Genomic DNA, 24,036 nt, shown 5'->3' with positions numbered 1-24,036 from the left:
CCTTGTTTTTTGATCTTAAAGTGCTGCAATTTCCTCTGTAATTTCACAGACACTCTTATTACTCGTATCAATTTTTACCGTATCAAGTACCTGATACATCTGAATTCGTGCAATGCTTTTGTCCATAATCTCTTCCGTACGAATCTTATTTGCGATGTCGGATAATAACCGCTTCCGCAAATTTGCTTCATCCACGATCAGCGAAATTTTAATCACTCTGCATTCTTCCGTGTCCAGCTTACTGACGATTTCATCAACAATACTCTGCTCATGCATCACCCAGCAGAAAATAACGTTTTCATAAGCGCTGCAATGCAGAAAGTTATTCAGCAGATAACAGATGTTGTCCATCACCATCTCTTTCGTCTCATCCGTCACCTGAAACGGATCGGCGTCCCAGCACCAGTCGCCGTCAAGAAAAACGCTGTTCGCCAGCTCTTTTTTCAGTTGCTGGCTTACTGTCGTTTTGCCAACGCCCATCGTTCCGCCGATCAAATATAATGTTTTCATTTTTCTCTCCCCATAACACGAATATCCGAAAAAATATCGTTTTCAAAAAGGATTTCAAATCCATCTGCCGGCCGAAATCTGCCATTCAGGATTTCTTTTCCATGGAAAGATATTTTTCTTACTTTGTTTTCCGCATCTTTCACTTCAATTTCACAGTAAGAAAGCAAATATGCACAGATCGCCGTCGCATGAGAAACCACGAGTGCCGTTTCACCCTCTTCCATCTGGCAGACAATGGAATCTATCGCTGCTTTCATTCGGACCTTCACCTGATTTAATGATTCCCCGCCCAGATTGCGAAAATCGTGATCTTCATACTGTTTCAGCCAGAAATCCTCCCTGGCATCCCCGATCGTTCTTTCATGCAGCTCCTTCACAATGACCGGGTGATCTGCGATGAATTCAGCCGTTTCCATTGCTCTCCGATAAGGTGAAGAAAAGCATCTGTCCACATTTGAAAATATATTTCTTTTTGATACAGCAAGTGCTTTTCCCTTTTCCGATAAAGGAATCCTTTCATTCGGCATATCTCCTTTTTCCGGGATAGAATGCCGCATTAAAAATATCTTTTTCATTTTTATCTCCTTCGACAGAATATTTTATTCGGTTATCATTGACTCGGTTGTAACCGAGTAAAATAATACATCTGCTCGAAAAGTGATTTGGCTTATTTCTCTTTCCGAAATGTAATCACAAACGCCCCCTTGATCTGCATGGAGGTCGCCATATAATCGTATGTGACGAGTTCCCATCCTTCGGCGGCTCTTTCGTTGATGCGTTTGTCCAGAATTGCAAGGTTGGCTGCATCGGCTTTGTCTGAGAACCATTTTGTTCCTACGGTTAAAAGTTCCACGAGTTTATCCATCAGCTGCGCTCTCTCCTGCACTTCCTGTATTCTGATCTCACTCATCTTCCTTCCACAGCTTTCCTTCCTTATAATGCTTCCTGCAGAGCGCCACATAACTCTCATTCGATCCAAGGAAAATCTGCGCACCTTCCCGCACGATTTTTCCGTTTGCATATCTCGTATTGCACTGTGCACGTTTTCCGCACCAACAGACCGTCGGAACTTCCTCGATGACGTCGGCGATCTCCATCAGCCGCATGGATCCCGGAAACAGACGGGTCCGGAAGTCGGCACGCAGGCCGTAGCAGAGTACCGGGATCTCGTAAAAATCTACGATATCCGAAAGCGTATCAACCTCCTCCGGTGAAAGGAACTGCGCTTCGTCGATCAGGATCGCGTCCACTTTCTTTCCATGATACCGGTATTCCCCGCTGTCCGCACTCCATGTCTCCGAAATTTCTTTTAAAAACTCATCCACATACTCCGCCGGTGCTTCCAGCCCGATGCGGGATTTGATCTCATGCTCTCCGTCGCGGTTGTCCGTCCGCGGCTTCAGCAGGACAGCATACTGTCCACGCTCCTCATAATTATAGCGAACCATCAAAATATTAGCAGATTTCGAACTGCCCATCGCGCCGTAGCGGAAATATAATTTTGCCATTGTTTTTCGTCCTTTTGTCTTTTCTTATTCTTTCAGTTCTTTCCGTAAAAACGACTCCTCATCAATCTCTGCGTTTTCAAAGCTGTGATAAAATTTATCTGCATTTGGATTTGTCGCCCGAATCAGATAATATTGGTTAATCCCATGTTTCCTGCAGTCTTTTTCCATCTCCTGAAACAGCCCCTGCGCAACGCCTTTATGTCTGGCTTCCGGCAGCACATAAACCCAGTCCACATACGCCATCCGGTAACCGTCCTGCATACATCCGTAAAAATGATACTCAATTCGCCCAAGAACCTGATCATTCTCCATAGCAAGAATGGATATTGTATTCTGATAGAAGGGATCTTTTACTCTTCTTCGCAGCCCTTCCCGATCCACCGCTTCCACATGCATCATCTCCGGCTCTGCCCCCATTTCTTTTCTATAACAGAAAACTACCGACAAACCTGCTTTTATCGATAGTTTCTTCAATTTTTATTATAACCGATCCCGCTCTGTTTTCCAATTAAAAAGGCAGAAGAAATGAAACCTTTTATCCCGTTTCCATTTCCTCTGCCTTTCTTACATTTCTTTCCTCTTCTGATTCCTCTTCTTCCGCAGGTTCTCTTTCTTCTGCCGAATTTCCCCCGCCTCCTGTTCGCTGCTGATGCGGATGGTTTTCACGACGAAGAGTTTTCCTTCATCCGAATGTTTCATGCGGGCTTTGCCTTTCAAATATCCGTGCTCCGGGCACCAGGCTACGCAGTAGTAGTTTTTCCCGCCGGCCGAAAACCAGCGTAAGCGTTTTCTTGCCGTTTTCCCGCAGATGCAGCAGTGCGTGCTGCAGACCTCGCGGTCGTGCATGGCTTCTTCTTTTGTGTCGAATTCGCGGGAGATGAATTTCGTGTAGCCATTATAGACGGCGTGGATCTCCTCTTTTTTCGATTTCGGGTTCTGATATACGTCGATCGAGTCGTACGCCAGCACAACATCCATATCGATGCGCGCAAAAATGTCGGCCGTATATTTTGCATCCGAAAGCGCCTGATGAAAATGCTCGTCCTTCGGGAGATGGAGGAAGTCGGCGGCGTACTCGAGCGCCCGGCGGCTCTTCATCGTTTCGTACTGGATCGCGAACAGTTTCTGTACATCGTAAAAATGAATCGGCCCGCGGATCAGCGACAGGAGGTTATAAAATTTCATGTTCCGCTGGAGCTCCGTCAGGTCTCCCGGTCCCCAGGTGCCGAACATGCACGCACCGCCGGAGAATGCAAAAAATTCCTGCACGGCCTGCGCAAATGGGATTCCGTTCTGCAGATCCTCTTCTGTCAGTCCGACGACCTCGCGCGTCCGGTGATGGAGATGCTGGTAGACCACCGGTTTTACAATCCGGTGAAACGTTCCCACCACATTCCGCTCACCATCCATCTTCACCGCGCCGATCTCAATAATCTCAAATGGCAGCTTCGGGTTCTCTTTTCCTTTTCCATAGGGACACTGGTTCCATTCCAGGTCAAAAATCACATAGTCCATTGTATTGTCAATCCTTCATTCTGTGTCGTCTGTCCCTATTATAAATGATTTTGATATAATGAGCAACTATCTGGCAATTCCATTCTCTGCCCATTCTGGCAATTTTCTTCCTGTGCATTACATTTCCCATTCATTTCATCCTGTTCTCTTTCAAACTTAACGCTTCTTTTATTGAAATCCCAGGGTAAATCCGATATAATATTTTTAACTCCGGCCTTCGTTTTTACTCAAAAAAATCACCTGAAAAAGCCGGAAATATTACGAATTTAGATGAGCATCCGATATGAAAACAAAATTAACGCAAAAACAGATTCGATTTCAGGCGCTTCTGCTGTTTTTTATTACATTTTTTCTTGTCGAGCTCTGCGCCGGTTTTCTGTATCAGAATCAGTTAAAGGAAGCAAAGCTGAAAGCTGACTATACCGCACAGACGACCATCGGCCGCGTGAAATCGCAGTTAAACCATTATCTTGCCGAATCCAATCTGATGAAACACATGATTGAAGCCGGTTATACCGTCAATGACGAAGAGTTTTCCGTCCTCTCCTCGCTGATGCAGGACGACCAGAATGTCATCAAAGCACATGAGCTTGCAAAGGACGGCATTGTCACACTGATTTATCCGATGCGTGGAAACGAAGCCGCTCTCGGACTCAATACGCTCGAAAATCCTGCCAGACGGCAGGAGGCCACTCTTGCCAAAGAGAGCGGTGAGTACACCATCGCAGGACCATTTGAACTGCAGCAGGGCGGCATCGGCGCACTGCTTTTTGACCCGATCTACACAACCGATGACAGTGGAAACAAGACCTTCTGGGGCTTTTCGCTTCTCGTTCTCGACTGGGAATCCTTTCTGGATGAAATCGAACTGAATACGCTGGAAGAAGCCGGCTATACCTACGAAATCTGGAAAATTTCTCCGGCCACCGGCGAACACGTTTCCATCGCACACTCCGGTAATTCCCGGCGTTCCGATGCCATGGAAGTTCTCTGCACCGTGCCGAACGACACCTGGCATTTTGAAATTGTACCGAAAAACGGCTGGCTCAGTCTGCTGCAGGTTTTTGTTTTCTTTGCACTCGGGCTCATCCTTTCCCTGCTTGCCTCTATTGGTTTTCTGCAGTTCCAGATGCGCCGCTATAAAGACGAGATTCACGCAGCAGAACTGGAAAAAGCCGTACAGGAAGCACAGTCTGCCAACGAAGCAAAAACACGTTTTCTGTTCAACATGAGCCACGACATCCGAACCCCGATGAATGCCATCATCGGTTTCTCGGATCTGCTGGAAAAGCACATCGACGAGAAGGACCGCGCGGTCGACTACATTGCAAAAATCAAGTCCTCCAGCAGTTTTCTGCTCTCCCTGATCAACTACGTGCTTGAGATGGCGCGCATTGAGAGCGGTAAAGCCTCGCTGAAAATCGAGCTCGGCAGCTACAGCGAGCTGATCAATTCCCTGAATGCAGTGTTTGAGCCTTCGTTAAAAAGCAAAAATCTTTCCTATCTCTGTTACAACACGGTGGAACACGATGCCATCCTCTGCGACCGGACAAAAATACGGGAGATTCTGCTGAATATCATCAGCAACTCCATCAAGTATACGCCGGAGGGCGGAAAAATTTCCGTAAAAATCGAAGAGACACCGGCACCAAGGAAGGGCTTTGCCTCCTACCGCATCACCGTGAAGGACAACGGCATCGGCATGAGCAAAGAGTATCTGCCGCATATTTTTGAAGAATTTACAAGAGAACATTCCTCCACCGAAAGCCACATCACCGGAACCGGCCTCGGCCTTCCGATCGTAAAATCCCTCGTGAATCTGATGGGCGGAACGATCGATGTGGAAAGCGAACTCGGTGCCGGAACAATAACTACGATCTGCCTCACGTTTGAACTTCCGACCGAAGAACAGCTTGCGGCTCACCAGCATAAAGACGAGATTCTCGAGCAGTCCCTGCAGACGCTTTCCGAAAAACGCGTGCTGCTTGCCGAGGATAATGACCTGAATGCAGAAATTGTACTCACCGTTCTGGAAGAAAACGGCATTCACGCCGAGCACGTAAAAGACGGCGCCCTCTGCTTAAAAGCAGTCCAGAACGCACCAGAAGATTATTACAATGTTATTCTGATGGATATTCAGATGCCGAACATGAACGGCTATCAGGCCGCAGAAGCGATCCGTGCACTCCCGGGAAAACGCGGGGAAATCCCGATTGTCGCCATGACGGCAAACGCGTTTGAAGAGGACCGCCGAAAAGCACTGGAATCCGGCATGAACGCCCATATCGCGAAACCCGTTGACGTTTCGGTTCTTCTCGAAACACTTTCCAGGTTTTCATGACCTTTACAGATCCCGATGCACCGCGCCTCTTCTATGGAATTTTAACTTCCATCGACGATCAGAAACCCAAAAACAAATAATATGCATGAAAAAAGGAGCGTTCCCGTAAAGAGAACAGCTCCTTTTTTCATGCGCCGCAGCGGACGCTTTTATTTCTCGTTTTTCAGCAGCTCCAGGTTTTTGGAGATCAGCTCGCATCTCTGTTTTACGCAGTCCGGGGATCTGTGCGGATCCTGCGGTGTGTTGAACAGATAGTCCTCGAGTTTGTCGATTGTGGTAGTTGCTACATGCATTCTTGTATCGCAGGATGCATAGTAGATGTAAACCTCTCCGTTCTCACGCGCAATCGCGCCGTTTGTAAATACAACGTTGGAAACGTCTCCGACTCTCTCTTTTCCAAGCGGAACCAGGAATACACCGGACGGCTCTGCAATGACTTTGGACGGATCGTTCAGATCGGTACCGAAGACATACAGAACGTAGCGAAGGCCTGCTGCTGTATTTCTTACACCGTGTGCAATGTTGATCCAGCATTTCTTACCTCGGATCGGCACTGCTCCAGCACCGTTTTTGGACTCGGTCAGGGTATGATAAATACGTTTGCTGATGATCTTCTCCTCGTCGATGACAGCGTGTGTGATATCATCGCAGAGTCCGAAGCCGATTCCTCCGCCGCTTCCGGTCTCAATGAAACCATCCATCGGACGGGTGTAGAAGGCATATTTTCCGTCTACGAACTCCGGATGCAGAACAACGTTTCTCTGCTGCGGAGAACGTAAGGTTTTCAGGTTGTCCAGACGCTCCCAGGTCTTCAGGTCTTTCGTTCTTACGATACCAGCCTCAGCAACAGCCGCGGACAGATCCGGATCGTTTTTGTCCTTGCTCTCAGAGCAGAACACTCCGTAAATCCAGCCGTCCTCGTGCTGGGTCAGACGCATGTCATAAACGTTGGTTTCCTCTGCGCAGGTATCCGGCAGCACAACCGGGTAATCCCAGAAATGGAATCCGTCGATACCAGTATCACTCTCTGCAACAGCAAAGAAAGATTTTCTGTCATTGCCCTCCACGCGGACAACGAGATAATACTTTCCATTCAGATAAATCGCGCCGGAGTTCATCACAGCGTTGATGCCGAGACGCTCCATAAAGTACGGATTCGTCTCCTCATCCAGATCATATCTCCAGTGAACAGGAGCGAACTCTCTTGTCAGCACCGGATACTCATAGCGGTCATAAATACCGTTGTAAAAATCTGCTTTTGTGTTCTTTCTTGCCACAAGGCGGTCTACCTTGGCTTTTTCCACATAATACTGTTTATTCAGCATCTTTTAACCTCCCAATTACTTCCATACACATACGTCCATTGTGATACGGGCATTTCCACGGTTCTACAATCGGCTCATGAATCGGGCTTCCGTCTGCATTCACGCACCAGAACCACTCAGACCCCTCTCGTTTGTCGATCACATATTCCTTGATGTAGCCCCAGATGTCTTTTGCCGCATCGAGATACTTTGTTTCCTCCGGTTTTTTCTGCCATGCATTTAAAAATCCAACGACTGCTTCTGCCTGTACCCACCAGACTCTTGTGGTATCATCCACACCGCGCTCGCACTCATTCATCAGCGAATGATTTTTGTATGCCGTGTTGTAGATATTTTCCGCAATCTCTCCGGTGATCGGCAGCAGTTTTTCCCGGTAAGCCGGATCGCCGAGCACTTCTGTACCCCGGTCGATCAGCCAGGAAGTCTCGATATCATGGCCATAAGAATACAGATCAATCAGCGTATTCCATGTCCGGTCGAAGAATACTTCCTGACGGCCTTTTTCTTTGTTATATACTTTATCCGCGAAGAGATCCATCATAAAGCGGAGACGGTCACCGGTAAACGGATCCTTTGTCACGCGGTACAGCTCGGTATATGCTTCGAAAACATGCAGCAGCGTATTCATGGTCTTCTCTGCCATGACGCCGTTCTCCGAGAGCTTTTCATTGCTCTCCGGCTTGAAATCGCGGGTAAATGCCTCGAGATAACCGTACTCGTCGGTGCAGTGTGTCTCGATGATCTGCTGCAGCGATTTTGCCAGCTCCAGCGCCTCGGTGTCGCCCGTCGCATCAAAATACGTAGACAGCGCATAAATTGCAAATGCCTGATTGTACGTATGCTTTGTCGTATCGAGCGGTTTTCCGTCGTAGGTGACAGACCAGAACACGCCACCGTACTCGCGGTCCACACACGCCTGTTTCATAAAGCGGTACGCATGCTCCGCATCGGCGCGCAGCTTCTCGTCCTTTAAGGTCAGGTACGCATTCGAGAAAAACCAGAGAATTCTGCTGTTTAAGATGCAGCCCTTCTCATACGTTTTCTGCACGTTCAGATCAAAGTCCTGATAGCCGTAAAATCCGCCGTATTCCTCATCTCTTAAGCCCTCCCAGAACGGAACGATCCGTCCAGTAAGCTCCTGCTTTACTTCCTTTGCCAAAGACTGCATCTTTTCTTTCCTTCTTTCTTATCTTCTTCCAATTTCGGTGTCAGACTCGCGTACGACACTGTTTTTCTTGATATAATCTACAATCAGATCTACGGTTGTGAATGCCAGTCCTACATACGTATCGGCTGCGCCGTAGTAGATCGCGATCTTTCCGGTCTCTGCATCGTGAATGGTTGCGCACGGGAAGGTTACGTTCGGAACGAAGCCTCTCTCCTCATACCACTCTTCCGGTGTCAGAAGGAAGTTCTGGCAGCGGTATTTTACGATGGACGGATTCTCTTTGTCGAGGATTGCGCCGCCGATGCTGTATACATAGCCATTGCAGGTGCCGCTTACACCGTGGTAGAACAGCAGCCATCCTTCGTTGGTCTCAATCGGAGCTGCGCCGCCGCCGATCTTTAAGGACTCCCACCACTCCGGGCTCTTGCTCATGACGTGGCGGTGTTTGCCCCAGTACAGCATATCCGGGCTCTCGGACAGGAAGATGTCACCGAACGGTGTGTGGCCGCTGTCGCTTGGACGGGACAGCATCACGAAGTTGCCGTTGATTTTTCTCGGGAAGAGAACGGCATTTCTGTTGAATGGAAGGAATGGATTCTCCACACGTACGAAGGTTTCAAAATCTTTTGTTTTTGCCATTCCGATGGCTGCACCGTAGAAGTCCTGGCACCAGATGATGTAGTAGGTATCTTCTACTTTTACAAGACGCGGGTCATATGCGTAAACCGGCATGAACGGTTTGCCTTCTTCGTCAACGAACTGGATTTTGTTCTCATCGAAATTCCAGTGGATCGCATCTTTGCTTCTTCCAAGGTAGATGTACGGGATTCCGTTTGTCTGCTCACCACGGAATACTCCGATGAACTCGTCGCCGTACGGCATAACGGCGCTGTTGAAGATTCTTGCTACTTCCTTCACCGGATTTCTTCCGATGATCGGATTCTCGCTGTATCTCCATACCGGTGCACCGGAAAACTCAGCCGGGCCTTCCTGCCATGGCATATTTTTGACAGCATCTCCAATAATTTTAACTTCGCTCATTTTTTGAAACCTCCATGAAAAATATTGTTTGTTTATGAGTTGTACTTTGTTTTTTTAAGTTTCTGTTAGTGGACAGAATCTTGTTTTTTCATTCTTTTTTCTCCGAACCGCCGTGTTTTATCACCCTCACGCCCAGTCCTTTAGCTTAATTTTAACATAGATGATTAATTTTTCAACTGGAAATTACTTAAAAAATAAGTTCCGTTAGATACTGTCAATTTTTAAGTGACTTTGTTGTGTAATATGTACAAAAACGGGGCATTTCAAAATGCCCCGTTTCTTAATTTATAATTCAGTTATAAAAATCAAAGCTTTACGCTCTCTTTCGGCACCAGCTGTCCGGAGACAATTTCCATATTTTTGCCGGATGCCGCGCCGCGGATCTGCTTCAGCGCTTTTTCGAGCGCTACTTTTACCATCGCCTTCGTATTGATCTCATACGAAGTGATCTTGAGATCCGGGAAACCCGGATACAGGTAATTATCGAAGCCGACAACGGAAACGTCCTCCGGCACGGAGATGCCGCGTTTTTCCAGCTCGAGCATCAGAAGGCCGGCGGTCAGGTCGCAGTTGCAGACGAACGCTTCCGGCATCTGTTCCGGGAGATGAATTTCGATCTGGCCCCGCTCATCACGGTCCTCCAGAATCCATTCCGCCGGTGTCACATCGCGGTGTTCCAGAACAGCCTTAGAAAAACCGCAGTACCGATCCATGATACTGCTGGAAAAATGAATCGAACCGACAAAAGCCAGCTTGGTAAGGCCATGCTCATACAGGTATTCCGTCATCAGATACATTCCGTGAAAGTTATCTGCGATCACGGCATCTTTTGCCAGCTCATTGTCGTAGAAATCCAGAAATACGATCGGAAGATCCACGTTTTTCTTCAGATAGTGGATGTAATCGCGGCTCGTGTCTCCCATAAGGATCAGTGCATCGACGGTCTGCTCCTTGGCGATGCACGGCACGATCATCTCATCTTCCATCTCCTGTTTCAGGATCTCCACGGTCACCATACAGCTCTTTTCCGTCGCCGCCAGTGCCATCTCCTGATACATTTTCCAGTAAAATGTCGTATACTCTGCCAGATACCGTTCCGGAATCACCACTCCGATGCAGCGCAGGCTTTTTCCCTGTGTATTTCTCGCTCCGCTTCCCGGCTGGCGGTACCCCATTTCCTTTGCAATTTCCAGAATCCGGGCGCGCATCTCATCGCTGACCCCTTTCTGTCCTGTAATCGCGTTATGCACGGTGACGGCGCTGACGCCCGCCACCTTTGCAATATCTGCCAATCTTACTTTTGCCATATCCGTTGCTCCTTAGTCTACTGCAACAAAGTGATACAGTCTGCTGACGAAATCACCCCAGAAATCTTTCATCCGGAAACCGGCATTCATCAGCATCTCGCCGCTGTAAACCTCATCGGTTCCCTCCAGACGATATTTTTTCGCCGGATCAAAGCCGCGCAGGCGAACCTTGCGGGACGGCATATTTGCCTGTGCCAGCACCTGTACGTAGGTCACAAGCACTTCGCTTTTATCCTCCGATGCTACTGCCCAGCAGTCGGATCTGTGGTTTTCACGGCTGGAAAGAATACGGTAATACTCTCCCTCGCGGATCAGTTCATGATATTTGTGATACATTGCGGTCTGCTCCGGAATCAGCTTTCTCTCTTCTTCCGGCAGTTTTGTGATATCAAGCTCATAGCCGAACGTTCCGGCCAGTGCCACATGGCCTCTCGTTGTAAACGGAGTTACACGGCCAACCGTGTGGTTCGGGCATACGCTGACGTGTGCACCCATTGAGCAGAGCGGGTAAATGAGGGCTGTTCCCTCCTGGATTTCCAGACGCTCAATCGCATCGGTGTCGTCGGAGCACCAGATCTGCGGGCTGTAGTAAAGCATTCCAGGATCGAAACGTGCACCGCCGCCGGAGCAGTTCTCCAGAAGCAGATCCGGGAACTCCTGTACCAGACGCTCCTGCATCGCATACATACCGAGCACGTAGCGGTGGAACAGCTCCTGCTGGGAATCCTCATCGAGATAGGTGCTGCCGAGATCGCTTAACTGACGGTTCATATCCCATTTCACGTATTTGATGTTTGCACTGCGCAGGATTTTTGCCACACATTCATACGCATAATCCTGCACTTCCGGGCGGGAGAGATCCAGCACGTACTGGCAGCGGATCTCAGTCGCTTCTCTTCCCGGAATCTGAATCGCCCATTCCGGGTGCTCTCTGTAGAGGTTGGAATCCGGGGAGATCATCTCCGGCTCGAACCAGATACCGAATTCAAGACCGATTTCATTCACTTTGTCAACCAGATTTTTCAGGCCGCCTTTGATCTTCTCTTCGTTGACAACCCAGTCACCGAGGGAAGAATCGTCTTTATTTCGTTTTCCGAACCAGCCGTCATCCATAACAAGCATCTCGATGCCGTCTTTTTTTGCCTCTCTTGCGATATCGAGGAGTTTATCGGTATCAAAATCAAAGTAAGTTGCTTCCCAGTTGTTAATCAGAATCGGGCGTTTTTTGTGGTTGTACGGGCTGCGGATCATATGTCTGCGATAAAATGCATGGTAGGAACGCGTCATTTTGCCAAGTCCCTCGGCAGAGTAGACCATAACAACCTCCGGCGCCTGGAATTCATCGCCGGCTTTTAAATTCCAGCAGAACTCCTCCTGGTTGATACCCATGACCATACGAACGGTATCAAACTGGCATCTTTCCACCTGTCCGATAAAGTTGCCGGAATATACGAAGTGCATTGCGTAAACCTCGCCGCGCTCCTGATCCGTTCCCGGTGTCACCAGGGCCACAAACGGGTGCTCCTGATGGCTGGACTCTCCTTTTCCGGAGGAAACGAGCTGTTTTCCGTAACGGAGCGCACCCTGCTGGATGTGGCGTTCTCTTGCCCAGGATCCGTGAAGGGAGATCATCTCGAAGTCCTCGTTGTCCATGTCGAGGCAGGCACTGTAGATTTTCTCTACTTTCAGTGTTTCGCTGCCCTCATTCTTCACACAGACGCTTCTGGTGATAACGTTTTCTTTTTCAAAAACAGAGTAGGAAAGAACAACAACGAGTCCAAGGATCGGATCTTTGCAGGTGATTTCCAGTGTCTCAACTTCCTCTTCGGTTCCGAAAGAAGCCGGAAGACCTTCCATTTTGCGTTTGCCTTTGAAGATCTCATAGGAATCAAAATGGATTTCGCATCCCATGCGTCCCTGCGCATTTCTCACGTTCAGGCAGCTCTCCCGGTAATCACCGATTCCGCCGGTCGGATACTCCATCGGGAAACGGTCGAGGAAAGAAGATTTTTCTCTCTTATTGACGGACGGGGTAAACGGCGGCTCGTCCATGCGGAGCGGGTACAGATCCGGCTCTCCGTGCAGAAGCGGTCCGTAGTAAACGTGTCCGACGTAGCCTTCCGGACTCAGACCGATCACATACGTCGTTTTCTCTGTATTTAACTGAAAAAGCTTTTTGTCATCATAATATAAAATCGCCATTTTCTTCTCCTTGTCTGAAGGCAGCCGCCATCCACCGCGCCGATTTTCTGCCAAAAAAGCCCCCGCCCGCCGGGCTGCGACCTTTTTTTTTGTTTCTATATCACACAGCGTTTAAGCAGTTACCATTGCATTTTTTAATTTTTCCAGTTTCTTGGCTGCATCTTCGAGGGATGTGCCTTTTACGCCGAAATAAAATTTGATCTTCGGCTCGGTACCGGATGGGCGTACGCAGCACCATGCGTTATTTTCCAGCTCATAGTAAAGAACGTTGGAGGACGGAAGTCCGGTTGCGCTCTTCTCGCCGCTTACGAGATCCACTCGTACGTCTGCTTTGTAATCGCGTACAGCAAGAACTTTGAAGCCGCCCAGCTCTTTCGGCGGGTTCTCGCGGAAGTTGGTCATCATGGTCTGGATCTCTTTTGCACCGTCGATACCTTTTAAGGTCATCGTTGCAAGACCCTCTTTGTAGTAGCCGTACTCTTCGTACATATCCACCATGGCATCCCACAGTGTCTTGCCCTGCTGTTTGTAGTATGCAGCAACCTCGCACAGCATCATAACTGCCACGCAGGCATCTTTGTCTCTTGCATATGTTCCAGCCAGGCAGCCGTAGCTCTCCTCCAGGCCGAAGACATAGTTGTGTGCACCGCTCTGCTCAAAGAACTTGATCTGCTCGCCGATGTATTTGAATCCGGTCAGAACTTCGATCAGTGCCACGTTGTAGGCTTTTGCGATTGCTTTTGCCATATCTGTGGTAACGATCGTCTCAACGAGAGCCGGGTTCTCCGGCATGGTTCCGTTCTTGGTGCGCTCGCGCAGGATGTACTCTGCGATCAGCATACCGGACATATTTCCGGTGAAGCTTACGTACTCGCCGGTCTTGCTGTCTTTTGCATAAACGCCGAGACGATCTGCGTCAGGGTCGGTTGCAAGGATGATGTCAGCGTCTACTTCTTTTGCCAGTTTCAGCGCTAGTGTCCATGCTTTCTCGTCTTCCGGGTTCGGGTAAGCCACCGTCGGGAAGTTTCCGTCCGGCACTTTCTGCTCTTTTACAACGTAAACCTGATTAAAGCCAAGCTCGCGCAGAACGCGGCGTACCGGCACATTTCCGGTTCCGTGAAGCGGTGTGTAGACGATCTTCATATCTTTTGCCGCATCTTTGATGATTTCCGGATGAATGCTCTGCTCTTTTAATTTTGCGACATAACGGTCATCAAAATCGGTTCCGATGACCTGGAACAGGCCTTCTGCTCTTGCATCATCTTCTTCCATCGTTTTAACGGCAGAAAACTCGGTTACTTTTGCTACCTCTGCGAGGATGTTTTTGTCGTGCGGCGGTGTAATCTGTGCGCCGTCCTCCCAGTATACTTTGTATCCGTTGTACTCTCTCGGGTTGTGGCTTGCGGTAATGACGATACCGGAAATGCAGCCGAATTCACGGACAGCAAAAGAAAGCTCCGGTGTCGGACGCAGGGACTCGAACAGATACGTTTTGATTCCGTTTGCATTCAGGCAGAGTGCTGCTTCGCGTGCGAATTCCGGAGACATTCTTCTGGAATCGTGTGCGATGGCTACGCCTTTTTCCTGTCCGTTCTGGGAAATGATGTAGTTGGCAAGGCCCTGGGTTGCCTGGCGTACGGTGTAGATGTTCATGCGGTTGGTACCCGCTCCGATGACACCGCGGAGTCCGCCGGTACCGAACTCAAGCTGACGGTAGAAACGGTCTTCGATTTCTGCCTCATTTCCTTCGAGTGCTTTCAGCTCTTCTCTGGATGCCTCATCAAAATATGGATCATTGCACCATTTTTCATATACTTCTCTGTAACTCATGTTTGTTATCCTCCCTGTCTGTTGTACTTTATTTAACTTAAGACAGCAGACTTTTTTCTGGATTTAAGCTCGTTTCATTACAGCTTAAAGTTACCATTTATTTAGTCTGCCGTCAACTTAATTTTTAATTTACAATTATTCAGAGCCATGTAAAAACTCAGAGGCGGCTGTGGATCCTGCTTGCAGGAATGAACAGCTGCTTCTGAATTTTTATAGGACGAGAAACCGCAGCGAGATGCAGCGCAAGCGGAATCTTCCAAGCAGCTGTACGCGAATCATAAAACATCGTCTCCTTCTAAGAACTCAAGCTCTTTTTCGGTCTGAATTGCCGGCAGTGCACTGTATTTCAGATTCTTTGCCCAGCCTTTTTTCTCCTCGGAGAAGCGCTCGCTGATTCTCTTGTAGACGAGTTCGCATCCTCTCTGGTTGCCGCCCTGCAGCAGAATCACATACTGGGACGGGCTGTATTTTGCAAAGAAATCGGAATGACGCAGGCTGCGTTTCATTACCTCAAGCAGCTTTTCGGACATACGGTCAAGGCGCGGACCGCCTTTTGCCGGGTAACCTTTTCCGTCTGTAATGGTGCACAGCATCAGCCACGGCATCTGTCCGTTCAGCTCGGACATACGGTAAACAAGTCGGTAGCAGTCACGGAATCCGGCGAGGGAACAGAAGAATGCTCCGCCCTTTTCTCCCGGGCTCTCCTGAAGATCTGCCTGTACCTCTTCGATCACGCGGTGTCTGCTGCCCATGCGGCTTCCCAGATAGCGGTACTGCTCCACCAGTTTCTCGCTCGGTGTAACGCCAAGCTCTTCAAAGTAATGTTTCGAGGTCTGCTCGTACAGTTTCATGGCCTCTTTGTATCTCTCCAGGCCGATCAGCGCCTGCATCTGGACTGCCTGCCACTCGTCGAACGGATACAGTTCGGAAGCAACAGAAGTCAGCTTCTGCAGCTCATCGAACTCCTCGTTTTTCAGAAGATACTCACTTACTTCTTTCAGTGCATCGGAATATACTTTTTTCAGCTGCGCGCGCTCCGCCTGTACCCACTCTTCCTCGCCGAAATCTGCAAGGAACTCTCCGGTGTACAGCTCCAGTGCTTCGATCATCTGATCCATGCGCGCTTTCTCGTCTGTCTCTTTTCCTGCTTCCAGGATCTTATTTTTGATATCAATCGCATCTACCTCGACCGGCATCGGGCTGGTCCAGTGGTAAACGCCTTTCTGTGTATAAATGTACTCAAACTGCGGAAGTCCTGCCTCGACAAGGCCTCTTTTCAGGCGATGTACGCCGACACGCAGGCTGTTTGCCGCGTCCGCCACATCTTCTCTTCCGTATGTGCTCTCCAACAGTCTTCCTCTGGAAATTCCATTGTCCTTGTTATAGAGGAAAATCTGCAGAAGTCTCATCGATTTTGTTGCCATTGTTTTCCGGAAGGAAATCGGCTGGTCGCCGTACTCCAGGAAAAAACTTCCCATCATGTGTACTTTTAAAAGCGGTAACTGTTCTGTTTGGTTTTTCATTTCTTCGTTCATACTAACTCCTGTATTGCCTGTTGTGCTCTAATCTCTGTTGTCGGTTGCGCTGCGCTCCGCAATCGGCTGCGGTAACGGGCCGGCGGTTCCCTGTTCGTTCATTTCAAAAACAATTACGGACGCCGGATTTCTGTTTTCTATTTTACATCATTTTAATCAAAAATCCTACTATAAAATGTATAAAATATTAACTTTAACACCGAAAAATTCCTGCTTGTTCTTCTTTTGTCTTGTTATCTTTTTGTCAATCCCATCTCATCCGTAAATTGCCCGCATGATTTTAGCCATCAGCCGCCCTGCAGGCGCCGAGATCACCAGTATTACAGCAAGAGATACCATGCCGCACCCGAGCAGTGCGCGGTTCACAAGTCCCCGTGCTGAGCAGAGTCCGAGACAGAATCCCTTCTTCCAGGGCCAGAACAGCTTTTCCGGTTTCCGGTTGAAAAAATCGAGCACCAGATGGGACAGAAAGCCCACGGCAAAATAAGCGGACACATCCGGGTAGATGATGTCCACGCACGCCGTCAGCAATGCCAGCGCCGCAAATGAATGCATGAAGGAGCGGTGCGGCTGCTGTTTCCCATAGGCGCAGATCAGCAAAAATGCTGCCGTTCCGGCGAGGAGACGCAGCACGCTGCTGTCGCTTGTGAGGCGGCGGTAAATTCCAAGATTCAGTTTATACTCCGCAAGAATTGTGAGCACTGCAACTGCAACTGTTGCCGTAATGATCTTATCGGCATCGCGGTGCGCCTGTGAAGTGCCGACATCAATGTCACTGATCAAACCGCCGATCGCGGCAGCCCCGGCACCGGCCACAAGCGCGGGAACCGTCTGCGGCTGTAAAACAGCAAGTGCCGCTGCTGTTCCAATAAAAAAATGTGTTCTTCCAAGCATTTGTCTGTTTTTTCCTTTTGTAAAATTTCCTTTATCATAGCACATTCCCGCCCTTTTATGCAACCATTTGTTCGATTCTTTTACGACCGTATGGTCCTATCAGGATCAAAAAAGAACCTCCTGCGACCGTTCATCGCCGCAGGAGGTTCTCCTCTGTTTCTGCCTTTATTCCATACTATTTCCAGGTTATCTTATTTCACGTTTTTCCCTTCATTGTATGAATTTTCATTTGACATTTATTGCTCATTTGAGTTATATCCTTATGCTTCATATACCAGTTCACCGGCAAGATACGTCCGGCACACCGGAATGTCTTTGATCGCGCTCTCATCCACCTCAAACGGATTCTGACCCAGTACGACGAAGTCTGCCATCATGCCTTCTGCGATCTGGCCTTTCACGTTCTCCTCGAAACTTGCCTCGGCGCTGCGGATTGTGTAACTGTCGAGTGCTTCCTGTACGGTGAATTTCTGATCCGGCAGGTACGGGCCGACGTGGTCGCGCAGCGTTGTTCTTGTGACAGCGCACTGCATGCAGGCGAGGGCATCCGGCAGCTCTACCGGGCAGTCGGTTCCGTTGCTGACGGAGACGCCGTTGTTCATCAGCGTCTTCCAGCTGTAGCTTGTGCTCGCAAGCTCTTTGCCGACGCGCTCCTCTACGATATGGTTATCGTAATCGAGGAAGATGCTCTGTGCGTAAACGTGAAGATGCATTTTCGCGATTTTTTCAAGCTGATCGGCTCTTGTGATCTGGCAGTGCACGATGCCGTGGCGGTGATCTTCTCTCGGGTTTTCAGCAAGGGCTTTTTCATAGGCACTTAACACGCGGTCGAGGCACGCATCACCGATCGTGTGAACTGCAGCCTGCATGCCGTGTGCATTGGCGTAGCCGATCATCTCATCCATGGTTTCCTGGGTGAATACCGGGATTCCGCAGGTGGACGGGTCGTCTGCGTATGGGCGACTGAGGAATGCTGTTCTCGCACCGAGTGCGCCGTCGCCGAGCATTTTCAGCGGTCCGATTTTAAAGCGGTCTGTGCCGATGCCGGTCACATTTCCAGCCTCAACGAAACCTTTTAAGGATTCCAGATCGGTAAAGTTGCTCTGCTCGTAAACGCGGACGGTCAGCTCGCCGGAATCCTCGAGTTCTTTGTATGCCTCGTTGACGGTCTGCCACGGAACGGCGCGGTAAACGCAGTAATCATCACTCTGGCTGCTGGTGACGCCGTAGCTGTTCAGGGCTTTGCAGGCGCTGCGGATCATATCTTTGATTTCCTCTTTGCTCGGCACCGGAATACTGTCGTAAACCGGTTCCATTGCATTGTCGAAGAATCTTCCGTCCGGCTCACCGTTTTCCATACCGATCTCTCCGCCCTCCGGCTGCGGGGTATCTGCGGTGACGCCGAGGAGTTCCAGCGCTTTGCTGTTGACTACGAGGCAGTGGCCGCACGCTCTCGTCGCGCAGATCGGAACTTCGGTTGATACGCGGTCAAGATCGTAGCGGTTCGGCATGCGGTCCACGTCCGTGAAGTAATCCTGATTCCAGCCGCGGCCCATCAGCCATGCGCCGTCTTTTCGCGGATGCTCTTTCTGGAAGGTGTCGAGGCAGGCGAGCATATCTTCCAGGCTTTCGGTATGTGCGGCAAGCTGCGCTTTCAGCAGGGAGCTTCCGTAATTTAAAAGGTGCATATGGCTGTCGTTAAAACCGCTGCAGACGAATTTTCCGCCGAGATCTACAACTTTGTCGCCGGCTGCTGCAAGGGCATCTGCCTCTGCGCTGCTTCCGGCGAAAACAAATTTGCCGTCTTCTACTGCAAACGCTTCGACAAGCGGCAGTTTTCCGGTGTAGACAGCTCCGTTTTTGTAAATTGTTTTCATATCATTATCCTCCTACTGTCATCTAAATTTGATTCTATTCTTTTCTGCCCATTTGCGCAATATACAAATTCAGACACGCCATTCTCATGCGTGTCTGGATTCACTTTTGAATATTTTTTATTTCGTTTTCTCTTCGTAGAACAGGCAGGCGTTCTTGTCTACCGTGCCCTGGCCGAAGTTTCTTGCTTTGTAGTCTTTCAGCAGTTTGAAATACTGGTTCGAGAGAATCAGGATCACTGCTACGTTGACGAAGGTCGGGATCGCAGATGTGATATCAACGACAGTCCAGATAAAGCCCTGGTTGTTGGTCTTTACCAGATAGATCGTCCACAGTACGCCCGGCAGAGCGCGGACTGCGTAGAAGACTTTCATGACGATATCTTTCATCTTGCCTTCTTTTTTATACAGATGCTCCAGAATTGCCAGATAGTAGGTGAACCATCCGCCGGAAGTCGTTACAGTGAAGATGACCATAATGACTGCCAGAAGGATGCTTCCAAATTTGCCGAATCCGCTTGCAAATGCACTTAAAGCAAGTGTTCCGCCGTTCGTTCCGTCGGTCCAGTTTCCGCTTAAGATAACGGAAAGTGCGGTGATCGTACAGATAACCATGGTATCAAAGAATACCTCGAAAGATCCCCACAGACCCTGCTCTACCGGATGCGGTGTTTTTGCGGAAGCATGGATCATTGGAGAAGTACCCCATCCAGCCTCATTGGAGTATACGGAACGCGCCATACCCACACGGATAATCTCGCTGACTGCGCAGCCGGCAAAACCGCCGATCGCTGCTGTTCCGGTAAATGCGTTTGTTACGATGGCTGCAAATACGCCAGGAACGCGGTTGATGTTGATGATGATCATGCCAATTCCCATCAAGATATAAAGAACGCTCATAAATGGAACGAGCTTGCTGAACAGACTTGCGATTTTCTTCGTACCGCCGCTTGTAACGACATAGGTCAGAATGCAGAGCAGAACGCCCATCACGATAACGCCTTCTACTTTGAAGCTTCCAAGATTGATATTCTCAATACCGAACGCACCGGCTACGACCTGAGATGCGGTCAGGTTGGAAGAGGTTACGAAGAAGGTGGAGAAAATACCGATGCCGAAGATGAGCGCCGGGATCAGCCACAGCTTGCCCCAGTGGCGCTCCTCGCCAAGTCCGCACTCCATGTAGTAAGTCGGACCGCCGTAGTACTCACCTTTTTCGTTGGTGTGACGGTAGTAGCAGCCGAGGGTAACCTCAACCTGTTTTAATATCATACCAAGCAGAGACGAAAGCCACATCCACATAATGGCTCCCGGGCCACCTGCTGCAACTGCAGTTGCAACACCGGCGATATTACCGAATCCTACGGTACCGCCGATAGCGGTCGAAATCGCCTCAAACGAGGAAAGCATACCCTTTCCTTCACTTGCTTTGTCTTCTTTCTGGAACAGTTTTCCGCCGGTTCTCTTCATAATCCAGCCAAAGTGACGGAACTGGAAAAATCCAGAACGAACGGTAAAGTACAGACCGGTCAGAATCATCAGCGCGATCAGCGGCACGCCCCAAAGGACACCGTCCAGCCAGTTAAGAAATGCTATCATGTCAAAATCCTCCCTTTTTTCTTTTCCGGCAACAGTTTTCTTCAGACGTATCCTGTAACACCCGTTTCGTCTTTCGTTCTCCAACCAAACAGATTTCCACCCCCGGAACCTTTTGTCACGGTTCCAACTGCAGTACAATAAAAAGAGCAGCGGTCTTCACCACTGCTCCATTAAATCTACGTTCATGAAGCAATAGCTCCTCCACCAGTACGGTGAGAGTGCACAGCCTGTTCGACTGTACCCCAACGCAGACAGTTTTTCGGGAACTGCCCCGTTTCGGCGAATGCTCCTTTCCCTGCCCGTCCCAGACCCCGTTGTCTCAGGACAGCTACTCTTAGCCTTCGCGCCTCTATTGCCGAATATGTATATTGACAGGTATTATCATATGTTTCTTTTCGCTACTTGTCAATCGTTTTTTCGACATTATTTTACAAAAATTTTATATTTTCGAAATTTGTCCTGATTTATTTGACTTTCTTGTCTCCCTCTGACGGCTTCAGCTGGTTGAACTTCCACAGACGCTCCATATAGCCGGACTGCTCTTTGGCCAGCTCTTCCACATTCGGGTTGTAAATGATTCCTTTTACCATTCATTCTCTGTCTGTCATACCGTCCTCCTGTCTGCTGTAGGATCTAAATAAGTATCCCTTCCAGATGATCCATCTCATGCTGGCAGATCTGGGCCGGCCAGCCGGTGAATTTCTGGCGTTGTTTTTTCCAGTTCCAGTCGTAGTATTCGATTTCGATGTTCTGGTACCGCTTTGTTTTCCGCACGCCTGGCAGGGAAAGGCAGCCTTCTTCTGTTTCGTAGGGGCCGCTTTTGCGGACGATCACCGGGTTGAACATGATGATGTCGCGGAATCCGGCGTTTACGATGATGATGCGTTTTTTCACGCCGATCATATTTGCCGCCATGCCGACGCATGCCTCGCGGTTTGCTGCCAGTGTGTCCTGCAGATCTCTTCCCACCTGCAGATCTTCCTCTGTCGCCGGGACGGATTTCTGTCCGAGGAAGAGAACGTCTCTCATAATTGGTTTTACCATTTGTGTTTCCTTTCTCTTTCGGCCTTAAAGGCCGAAATCGTTTAATTTTCTATTTGAATCCGCATATCGCACGATGTGCATCCGATTACGGTTTTTCCGCCTTTCTGCTCCAATCGTTCTACTGTTCCGCTGCAGAACGGACAGATCCAGTCAATCTGTTTTCCGGCTTTGACGGCCTGCATCATGTTGACGAATTTTGTCGTATCTACATTTTTCGAATCACAGTTCTGCGTCCAATCACCAGAAAGTGTTTTTCGCAATTCGCCGTTTTCATTCAGAATGACGGTATCGCCCTCCTCGATGTTCCGGTCATACAGCATCTGATCCTCCTGGCGGATGCGCGATTCGTTCCCGTTTTCATCCTGTAACACAACAACTGCCATGACAGGCTCATCGGCGCTGCGTTCCTCGCAGCCGAAATCGATGTCTTCGTCGATCCGCACTACCTGATATTTCATTTAAAAATCCCCCTTACTCTGCTATCGTAAAAATCACAACCCGCTCCCGGCTGTCCCCGCCCGGGAAGAGATCCATGCAGTCGATCTCATCAAGAAATTCCAGTTCCGGCACGGTCATCAGATACGAGATATAGGCATCCGACGGGTAATAGAAAAACAACTGGATCTCCCGCGGATTTTCATAGTACGATTCCAGCAGTCTTGCCATTGCTTTTCTTAAAATTTCGAGCGAAAACGGGTTAAAAAAATACACCCGGTCCACTTCCGCAGGAACGGGAAAATTTTCGGCGCTCTCCAGCACAAACTCCGTCCGCGCGCCGGAGACCGCCGCTTTTTTATTTTCCACCGCCTTCGCATAAATCCGGTCATCATACTCCACACCGATGGACCGGCACCGGGTCTGCGCCGATAAGAAGAAATCCACGCGGCCCTTTCCGCATCCGTAATCGAGCAGCGTATTTCCCTTTCGGATCATCCCTGTGTTTGCCATCCGCTCCAACGCGCAGTATGGGGTCGGCTCATACGGATACCGGTACAGATCCGACCGGCTGTCGTCCCGCCCCATTGTGTGGCTCTGAAGCAATCTGTCCCAGCGGTTCTCGTTTTTATCTTCTCTCATCGCCCGTCTCCCGATACTGATACTGTTCAAATAATTCCAGATATTCTTTCTCCACTGCATCAAACGGCCGCACCGCGTAGTCCAGCGTGATGTGAAGCTTCGGTGCATCCCCCTCCTGCGGCTCCTCCAGCAGATTCGTCAAATCGTACCACAGCAGATCATTGTCGATCTGTTTCATCATCCGCTGCTCCTCCGCCGTCAGATCACTGCCAAGATATTTCTCATAAATCACCGAAAGCAGATGGTCCTCGATCTCGCGGTACCGCGGCATCTCCTGCTTTAATGGCCGCGGCACGTCCGACATGTAACACTCGCTCGCGTCATGCAGAAGGCACGCCAGCACCAGCCGCCGGGAATAGCCGCGCGCGGCAGCCTCTTTCGCACAGCAGATGCAGTGCTCTCCCACTGACCAGAACGTCGTCACATGGCCGTTTCCGCGGCAGATCATCGGCAGCGCATGCGCAAAATCCTCCACACAGAGCAGCCCCGGATCAGGACGTACGGGATCGAAATGTTTTCTTGTATACGTCGTTATCGTACTCATTCTTTAACCTCGCTGTACGGCTTTACTGCCGGCTGTCCCGCGTGCGGCTCGCCGATGATTTTTTCCATCCAGACCATATCGTACCAGCGGTCGAATTTGTAGCCGCAGTTGTGGAAGGTTCCCACGAGTTCAAATCCGAGATGCGCATGGAACTCGGCGCTGTTTTTCGTCAGATATTCATCCTCGACCTGCGGATAGCCGATGCAGGCGTAGAGGTTCAGAATGCCCATTTTTTTCAGGCGGTCCGCCAGCTCTTCATACAGTCTCCGGCCAAGGCCTCCTTTTCTTGCATTGGGATCGAGATAAATGGTCAGCTCGCTCGACCAGTCGTATGCGGCGCGGCCGACAAAGGCATGTGCGTATGCATAACCTTCGATTTTTCCATCCTGCTCGATGACGAGGTATGGATATTTTTTCATGATATCACGCATGCGGTTCTCAAATTCTTCCAGAGACGGCACGTCCCACTCGAAAGAAATGACGGTGTATTCTACATAGTAAGCATAAATCTCCAGAATGCGTGCGGCATCCTCTATTTTTGCATCTCTGACAGTAATTGTACTCATAATAAACTCCTCCTCTGACCGTACTGCTTGCGTTTTCTGAACTTTATCTTATCACTCCGCTGAAAAATGGACAACATGATTTCCAGATTTCCTTTTTTTCTAAATTTTTCTGTGCTCTTTGCTTTCTTTCCTGTATAATAAAAGAAACAAAACGGA

General features: G+C 49.3%; 23 protein-coding genes and 1 riboswitch. Of the genes, 1 reads left to right on the top strand and 22 read right to left on the bottom strand.

Annotated features, from left to right (window positions below):
• Nucleotides 1–15: 15 nt before the first annotated feature.
• From I2G42_RS09945 to I2G42_RS09920, 6 genes are all read right to left on the bottom strand, one after another.
• Complete coding sequence (locus I2G42_RS09945) at nt 16–510, bottom strand: AAA family ATPase (RefSeq protein WP_055225839.1); 495 nt, start codon at nt 508–510, stop codon at nt 16–18.
• Nucleotides 507–1,067 (bottom strand): histidine phosphatase family protein, encoded by a 561-nt coding sequence (locus tag I2G42_RS09940; protein ID WP_276511279.1) that lies wholly within the window; start codon nt 1,065–1,067, stop codon nt 507–509. Before I2G42_RS09940 ends, I2G42_RS09945 begins: the two co-directional genes overlap by 4 nt.
• 110 nt (nt 1,068–1,177) lie before the next feature.
• On the bottom strand, nt 1,178–1,420 hold the full coding sequence (locus I2G42_RS09935) for a DUF4177 domain-containing protein (RefSeq protein WP_242856654.1): 243 nt from the start codon (nt 1,418–1,420) through the stop codon (nt 1,178–1,180).
• On the bottom strand, nt 1,413–2,018 hold the full coding sequence (locus I2G42_RS09930) for a thymidine kinase (RefSeq protein ID WP_022462768.1): 606 nt from the start codon (nt 2,016–2,018) through the stop codon (nt 1,413–1,415). The genes I2G42_RS09935 and I2G42_RS09930 overlap by 8 nt, the downstream gene beginning before the upstream one ends.
• 24 nt (nt 2,019–2,042) lie before the next feature.
• Nucleotides 2,043–2,417 carry a GNAT family N-acetyltransferase gene (locus I2G42_RS09925; RefSeq protein ID WP_242856655.1) on the bottom strand — a complete coding sequence of 125 codons (375 nt, stop codon included), beginning with the start codon at nt 2,415–2,417 and terminating at the stop codon, nt 2,043–2,045.
• A 165-nt stretch (nt 2,418–2,582) separates the two neighbouring features.
• Entirely contained in the window at nt 2,583–3,533 is a 951-nt protein-coding gene (locus I2G42_RS09920; RefSeq protein ID WP_055225843.1) for a 3'-5' exonuclease, read from the bottom strand.
• Between the two features lie 283 nt (nt 3,534–3,816).
• Here I2G42_RS09920 and I2G42_RS09915 point away from each other — a divergent pair, with 283 nt between their 5' ends.
• Nucleotides 3,817–5,874 carry an ATP-binding protein gene (locus tag I2G42_RS09915; protein ID WP_118601459.1) on the top strand — a complete coding sequence of 686 codons (2,058 nt, stop codon included), beginning with the start codon at nt 3,817–3,819 and terminating at the stop codon, nt 5,872–5,874.
• 149 nt (nt 5,875–6,023) lie between these two features.
• On the opposite strand, the gene I2G42_RS09910 is transcribed toward I2G42_RS09915, so the two are convergent.
• From I2G42_RS09910 to I2G42_RS09835, 16 genes are all read right to left on the bottom strand, one after another.
• The gene (locus I2G42_RS09910; protein WP_022461807.1) at nt 6,024–7,199 is read right to left on the bottom strand and encodes a glycoside hydrolase family 130 protein; all 1,176 of its coding nucleotides are present in this window, start codon (nt 7,197–7,199) and stop codon (nt 6,024–6,026) included.
• Nucleotides 7,189–8,367 carry an AGE family epimerase/isomerase gene (locus I2G42_RS09905; RefSeq protein WP_055221154.1) on the bottom strand — a complete coding sequence of 393 codons (1,179 nt, stop codon included), beginning with the start codon at nt 8,365–8,367 and terminating at the stop codon, nt 7,189–7,191. Before I2G42_RS09905 ends, I2G42_RS09910 begins: the two co-directional genes overlap by 11 nt.
• A gap of 18 nt (nt 8,368–8,385) precedes the next feature.
• Nucleotides 8,386–9,408 carry a glycoside hydrolase family 130 protein gene (locus I2G42_RS09900; protein WP_117510535.1) on the bottom strand — a complete coding sequence of 341 codons (1,023 nt, stop codon included), beginning with the start codon at nt 9,406–9,408 and terminating at the stop codon, nt 8,386–8,388.
• A 305-nt stretch (nt 9,409–9,713) separates the two neighbouring features.
• Nucleotides 9,714–10,715 carry a substrate-binding domain-containing protein gene (locus I2G42_RS09895; RefSeq protein ID WP_055266843.1) on the bottom strand — a complete coding sequence of 334 codons (1,002 nt, stop codon included), beginning with the start codon at nt 10,713–10,715 and terminating at the stop codon, nt 9,714–9,716.
• Between the two features lie 12 nt (nt 10,716–10,727).
• Nucleotides 10,728–12,917: an alpha-galactosidase gene (locus I2G42_RS09890; protein ID WP_195531007.1), complete on the bottom strand. Its 2,190-nt coding sequence runs from the start codon at nt 12,915–12,917 to the stop codon at nt 10,728–10,730.
• Between the two features lie 111 nt (nt 12,918–13,028).
• Nucleotides 13,029–14,747, bottom strand: a complete 1,719-nt coding sequence (locus I2G42_RS09885) for a phospho-sugar mutase (RefSeq protein WP_022461814.1) — start codon at nt 14,745–14,747, stop codon at nt 13,029–13,031.
• A gap of 275 nt (nt 14,748–15,022) precedes the next feature.
• The gene (locus I2G42_RS09880; protein ID WP_055225854.1) at nt 15,023–16,282 is read right to left on the bottom strand and encodes an AfsR/SARP family transcriptional regulator; all 1,260 of its coding nucleotides are present in this window, start codon (nt 16,280–16,282) and stop codon (nt 15,023–15,025) included.
• Nucleotides 16,283–16,537: 255 nt separating this feature from the next.
• Complete coding sequence (locus I2G42_RS09875; RefSeq protein ID WP_022461817.1) at nt 16,538–17,176, bottom strand: metal-dependent hydrolase; 639 nt, start codon at nt 17,174–17,176, stop codon at nt 16,538–16,540.
• Between the two features lie 260 nt (nt 17,177–17,436).
• Nucleotides 17,437–19,053, bottom strand: coding sequence for an amidohydrolase (locus tag I2G42_RS09870; protein WP_195531006.1), 1,617 nt, complete (start codon nt 19,051–19,053; stop codon nt 17,437–17,439).
• A gap of 117 nt (nt 19,054–19,170) precedes the next feature.
• The gene (locus tag I2G42_RS09865; protein ID WP_195531005.1) at nt 19,171–20,649 is read right to left on the bottom strand and encodes an alanine/glycine:cation symporter family protein; all 1,479 of its coding nucleotides are present in this window, start codon (nt 20,647–20,649) and stop codon (nt 19,171–19,173) included.
• Between the two features lie 185 nt (nt 20,650–20,834).
• Nucleotides 20,835–21,009: riboswitch (Lysine riboswitch) on the bottom strand.
• A 104-nt stretch (nt 21,010–21,113) separates the two neighbouring features.
• Complete coding sequence (locus I2G42_RS09860) at nt 21,114–21,239, bottom strand: maltose acetyltransferase domain-containing protein (protein WP_117510523.1); 126 nt, start codon at nt 21,237–21,239, stop codon at nt 21,114–21,116.
• 43 nt (nt 21,240–21,282) lie between these two features.
• Nucleotides 21,283–21,693, bottom strand: coding sequence for a peptide deformylase (locus I2G42_RS09855; protein ID WP_117805125.1), 411 nt, complete (start codon nt 21,691–21,693; stop codon nt 21,283–21,285).
• A gap of 41 nt (nt 21,694–21,734) precedes the next feature.
• A complete protein-coding gene (locus tag I2G42_RS09850) occupies nt 21,735–22,151 on the bottom strand; it encodes a hypothetical protein (protein WP_195531004.1) in 417 nt (138 codons plus the stop codon).
• Between the two features lie 13 nt (nt 22,152–22,164).
• Nucleotides 22,165–22,770, bottom strand: a complete 606-nt coding sequence (locus I2G42_RS09845; protein WP_195531003.1) for a class I SAM-dependent methyltransferase — start codon at nt 22,768–22,770, stop codon at nt 22,165–22,167.
• Nucleotides 22,757–23,314, bottom strand: a complete 558-nt coding sequence (locus I2G42_RS09840; RefSeq protein WP_195531002.1) for a hypothetical protein — start codon at nt 23,312–23,314, stop codon at nt 22,757–22,759. Before I2G42_RS09840 ends, I2G42_RS09845 begins: the two co-directional genes overlap by 14 nt.
• Complete coding sequence (locus I2G42_RS09835) at nt 23,311–23,880, bottom strand: GNAT family N-acetyltransferase (protein ID WP_055221134.1); 570 nt, start codon at nt 23,878–23,880, stop codon at nt 23,311–23,313. Before I2G42_RS09835 ends, I2G42_RS09840 begins: the two co-directional genes overlap by 4 nt.
• Nucleotides 23,881–24,036: the final 156 nt, after the last annotated feature.

Origin of the sequence: Fusicatenibacter saccharivorans, assembly GCF_015557635.1 — a bacterium.
In the GTDB taxonomy this organism is placed as follows: Bacteria; Bacillota; Clostridia; order Lachnospirales; family Lachnospiraceae; genus Fusicatenibacter; species Fusicatenibacter saccharivorans.
Note: the sequence above shows the minus strand (reverse complement) of the source record. Positions and strands in the feature narration are given on the sequence as shown.

Excerpts from the sequence above, each read along its gene's own strand:
- I2G42_RS09945 (WP_055225839.1), bottom strand. The coding sequence starts at position 510 with ATGAAAACATTATATTTGATCGGCGGAACGATGGGCGTTGGCAAAACG.
- I2G42_RS09940 (WP_276511279.1), bottom strand. The coding sequence starts at position 1,067 with ATGCGGCATTCTATCCCGGAAAAAGGAGATATGCCGAATGAAAGGATT.
- I2G42_RS09935 (WP_242856654.1), bottom strand. The coding sequence starts at position 1,420 with ATGAGTGAGATCAGAATACAGGAAGTGCAGGAGAGAGCGCAGCTGATG.
- I2G42_RS09930 (WP_022462768.1), bottom strand. The coding sequence starts at position 2,018 with ATGGCAAAATTATATTTCCGCTACGGCGCGATGGGCAGTTCGAAATCT.
- I2G42_RS09925 (WP_242856655.1), bottom strand. The coding sequence starts at position 2,417 with ATGATGCATGTGGAAGCGGTGGATCGGGAAGGGCTGCGAAGAAGAGTA.
- I2G42_RS09920 (WP_055225843.1), bottom strand. The coding sequence starts at position 3,533 with ATGGACTATGTGATTTTTGACCTGGAATGGAACCAGTGTCCCTATGGA.
- I2G42_RS09915 (WP_118601459.1), top strand. The coding sequence starts at position 3,817 with ATGAAAACAAAATTAACGCAAAAACAGATTCGATTTCAGGCGCTTCTG.
- I2G42_RS09910 (WP_022461807.1), bottom strand. The coding sequence starts at position 7,199 with ATGCTGAATAAACAGTATTATGTGGAAAAAGCCAAGGTAGACCGCCTT.
- I2G42_RS09905 (WP_055221154.1), bottom strand. The coding sequence starts at position 8,367 with ATGCAGTCTTTGGCAAAGGAAGTAAAGCAGGAGCTTACTGGACGGATC.
- I2G42_RS09900 (WP_117510535.1), bottom strand. The coding sequence starts at position 9,408 with ATGAGCGAAGTTAAAATTATTGGAGATGCTGTCAAAAATATGCCATGG.
- I2G42_RS09895 (WP_055266843.1), bottom strand. The coding sequence starts at position 10,715 with ATGGCAAAAGTAAGATTGGCAGATATTGCAAAGGTGGCGGGCGTCAGC.
- I2G42_RS09890 (WP_195531007.1), bottom strand. The coding sequence starts at position 12,917 with ATGGCGATTTTATATTATGATGACAAAAAGCTTTTTCAGTTAAATACA.
- I2G42_RS09885 (WP_022461814.1), bottom strand. The coding sequence starts at position 14,747 with ATGAGTTACAGAGAAGTATATGAAAAATGGTGCAATGATCCATATTTT.
- I2G42_RS09880 (WP_055225854.1), bottom strand. The coding sequence starts at position 16,282 with ATGAACGAAGAAATGAAAAACCAAACAGAACAGTTACCGCTTTTAAAA.
- I2G42_RS09875 (WP_022461817.1), bottom strand. The coding sequence starts at position 17,176 with ATGCTTGGAAGAACACATTTTTTTATTGGAACAGCAGCGGCACTTGCT.
- I2G42_RS09870 (WP_195531006.1), bottom strand. The coding sequence starts at position 19,053 with ATGAAAACAATTTACAAAAACGGAGCTGTCTACACCGGAAAACTGCCG.
- I2G42_RS09865 (WP_195531005.1), bottom strand. The coding sequence starts at position 20,649 with ATGATAGCATTTCTTAACTGGCTGGACGGTGTCCTTTGGGGCGTGCCG.
- I2G42_RS09860 (WP_117510523.1), bottom strand. The coding sequence starts at position 21,239 with ATGGTAAAAGGAATCATTTACAACCCGAATGTGGAAGAGCTGGCCAAA.
- I2G42_RS09855 (WP_117805125.1), bottom strand. The coding sequence starts at position 21,693 with ATGGTAAAACCAATTATGAGAGACGTTCTCTTCCTCGGACAGAAATCC.
- I2G42_RS09850 (WP_195531004.1), bottom strand. The coding sequence starts at position 22,151 with ATGAAATATCAGGTAGTGCGGATCGACGAAGACATCGATTTCGGCTGC.
- I2G42_RS09845 (WP_195531003.1), bottom strand. The coding sequence starts at position 22,770 with ATGAGAGAAGATAAAAACGAGAACCGCTGGGACAGATTGCTTCAGAGC.
- I2G42_RS09840 (WP_195531002.1), bottom strand. The coding sequence starts at position 23,314 with ATGAGTACGATAACGACGTATACAAGAAAACATTTCGATCCCGTACGT.
- I2G42_RS09835 (WP_055221134.1), bottom strand. The coding sequence starts at position 23,880 with ATGAGTACAATTACTGTCAGAGATGCAAAAATAGAGGATGCCGCACGC.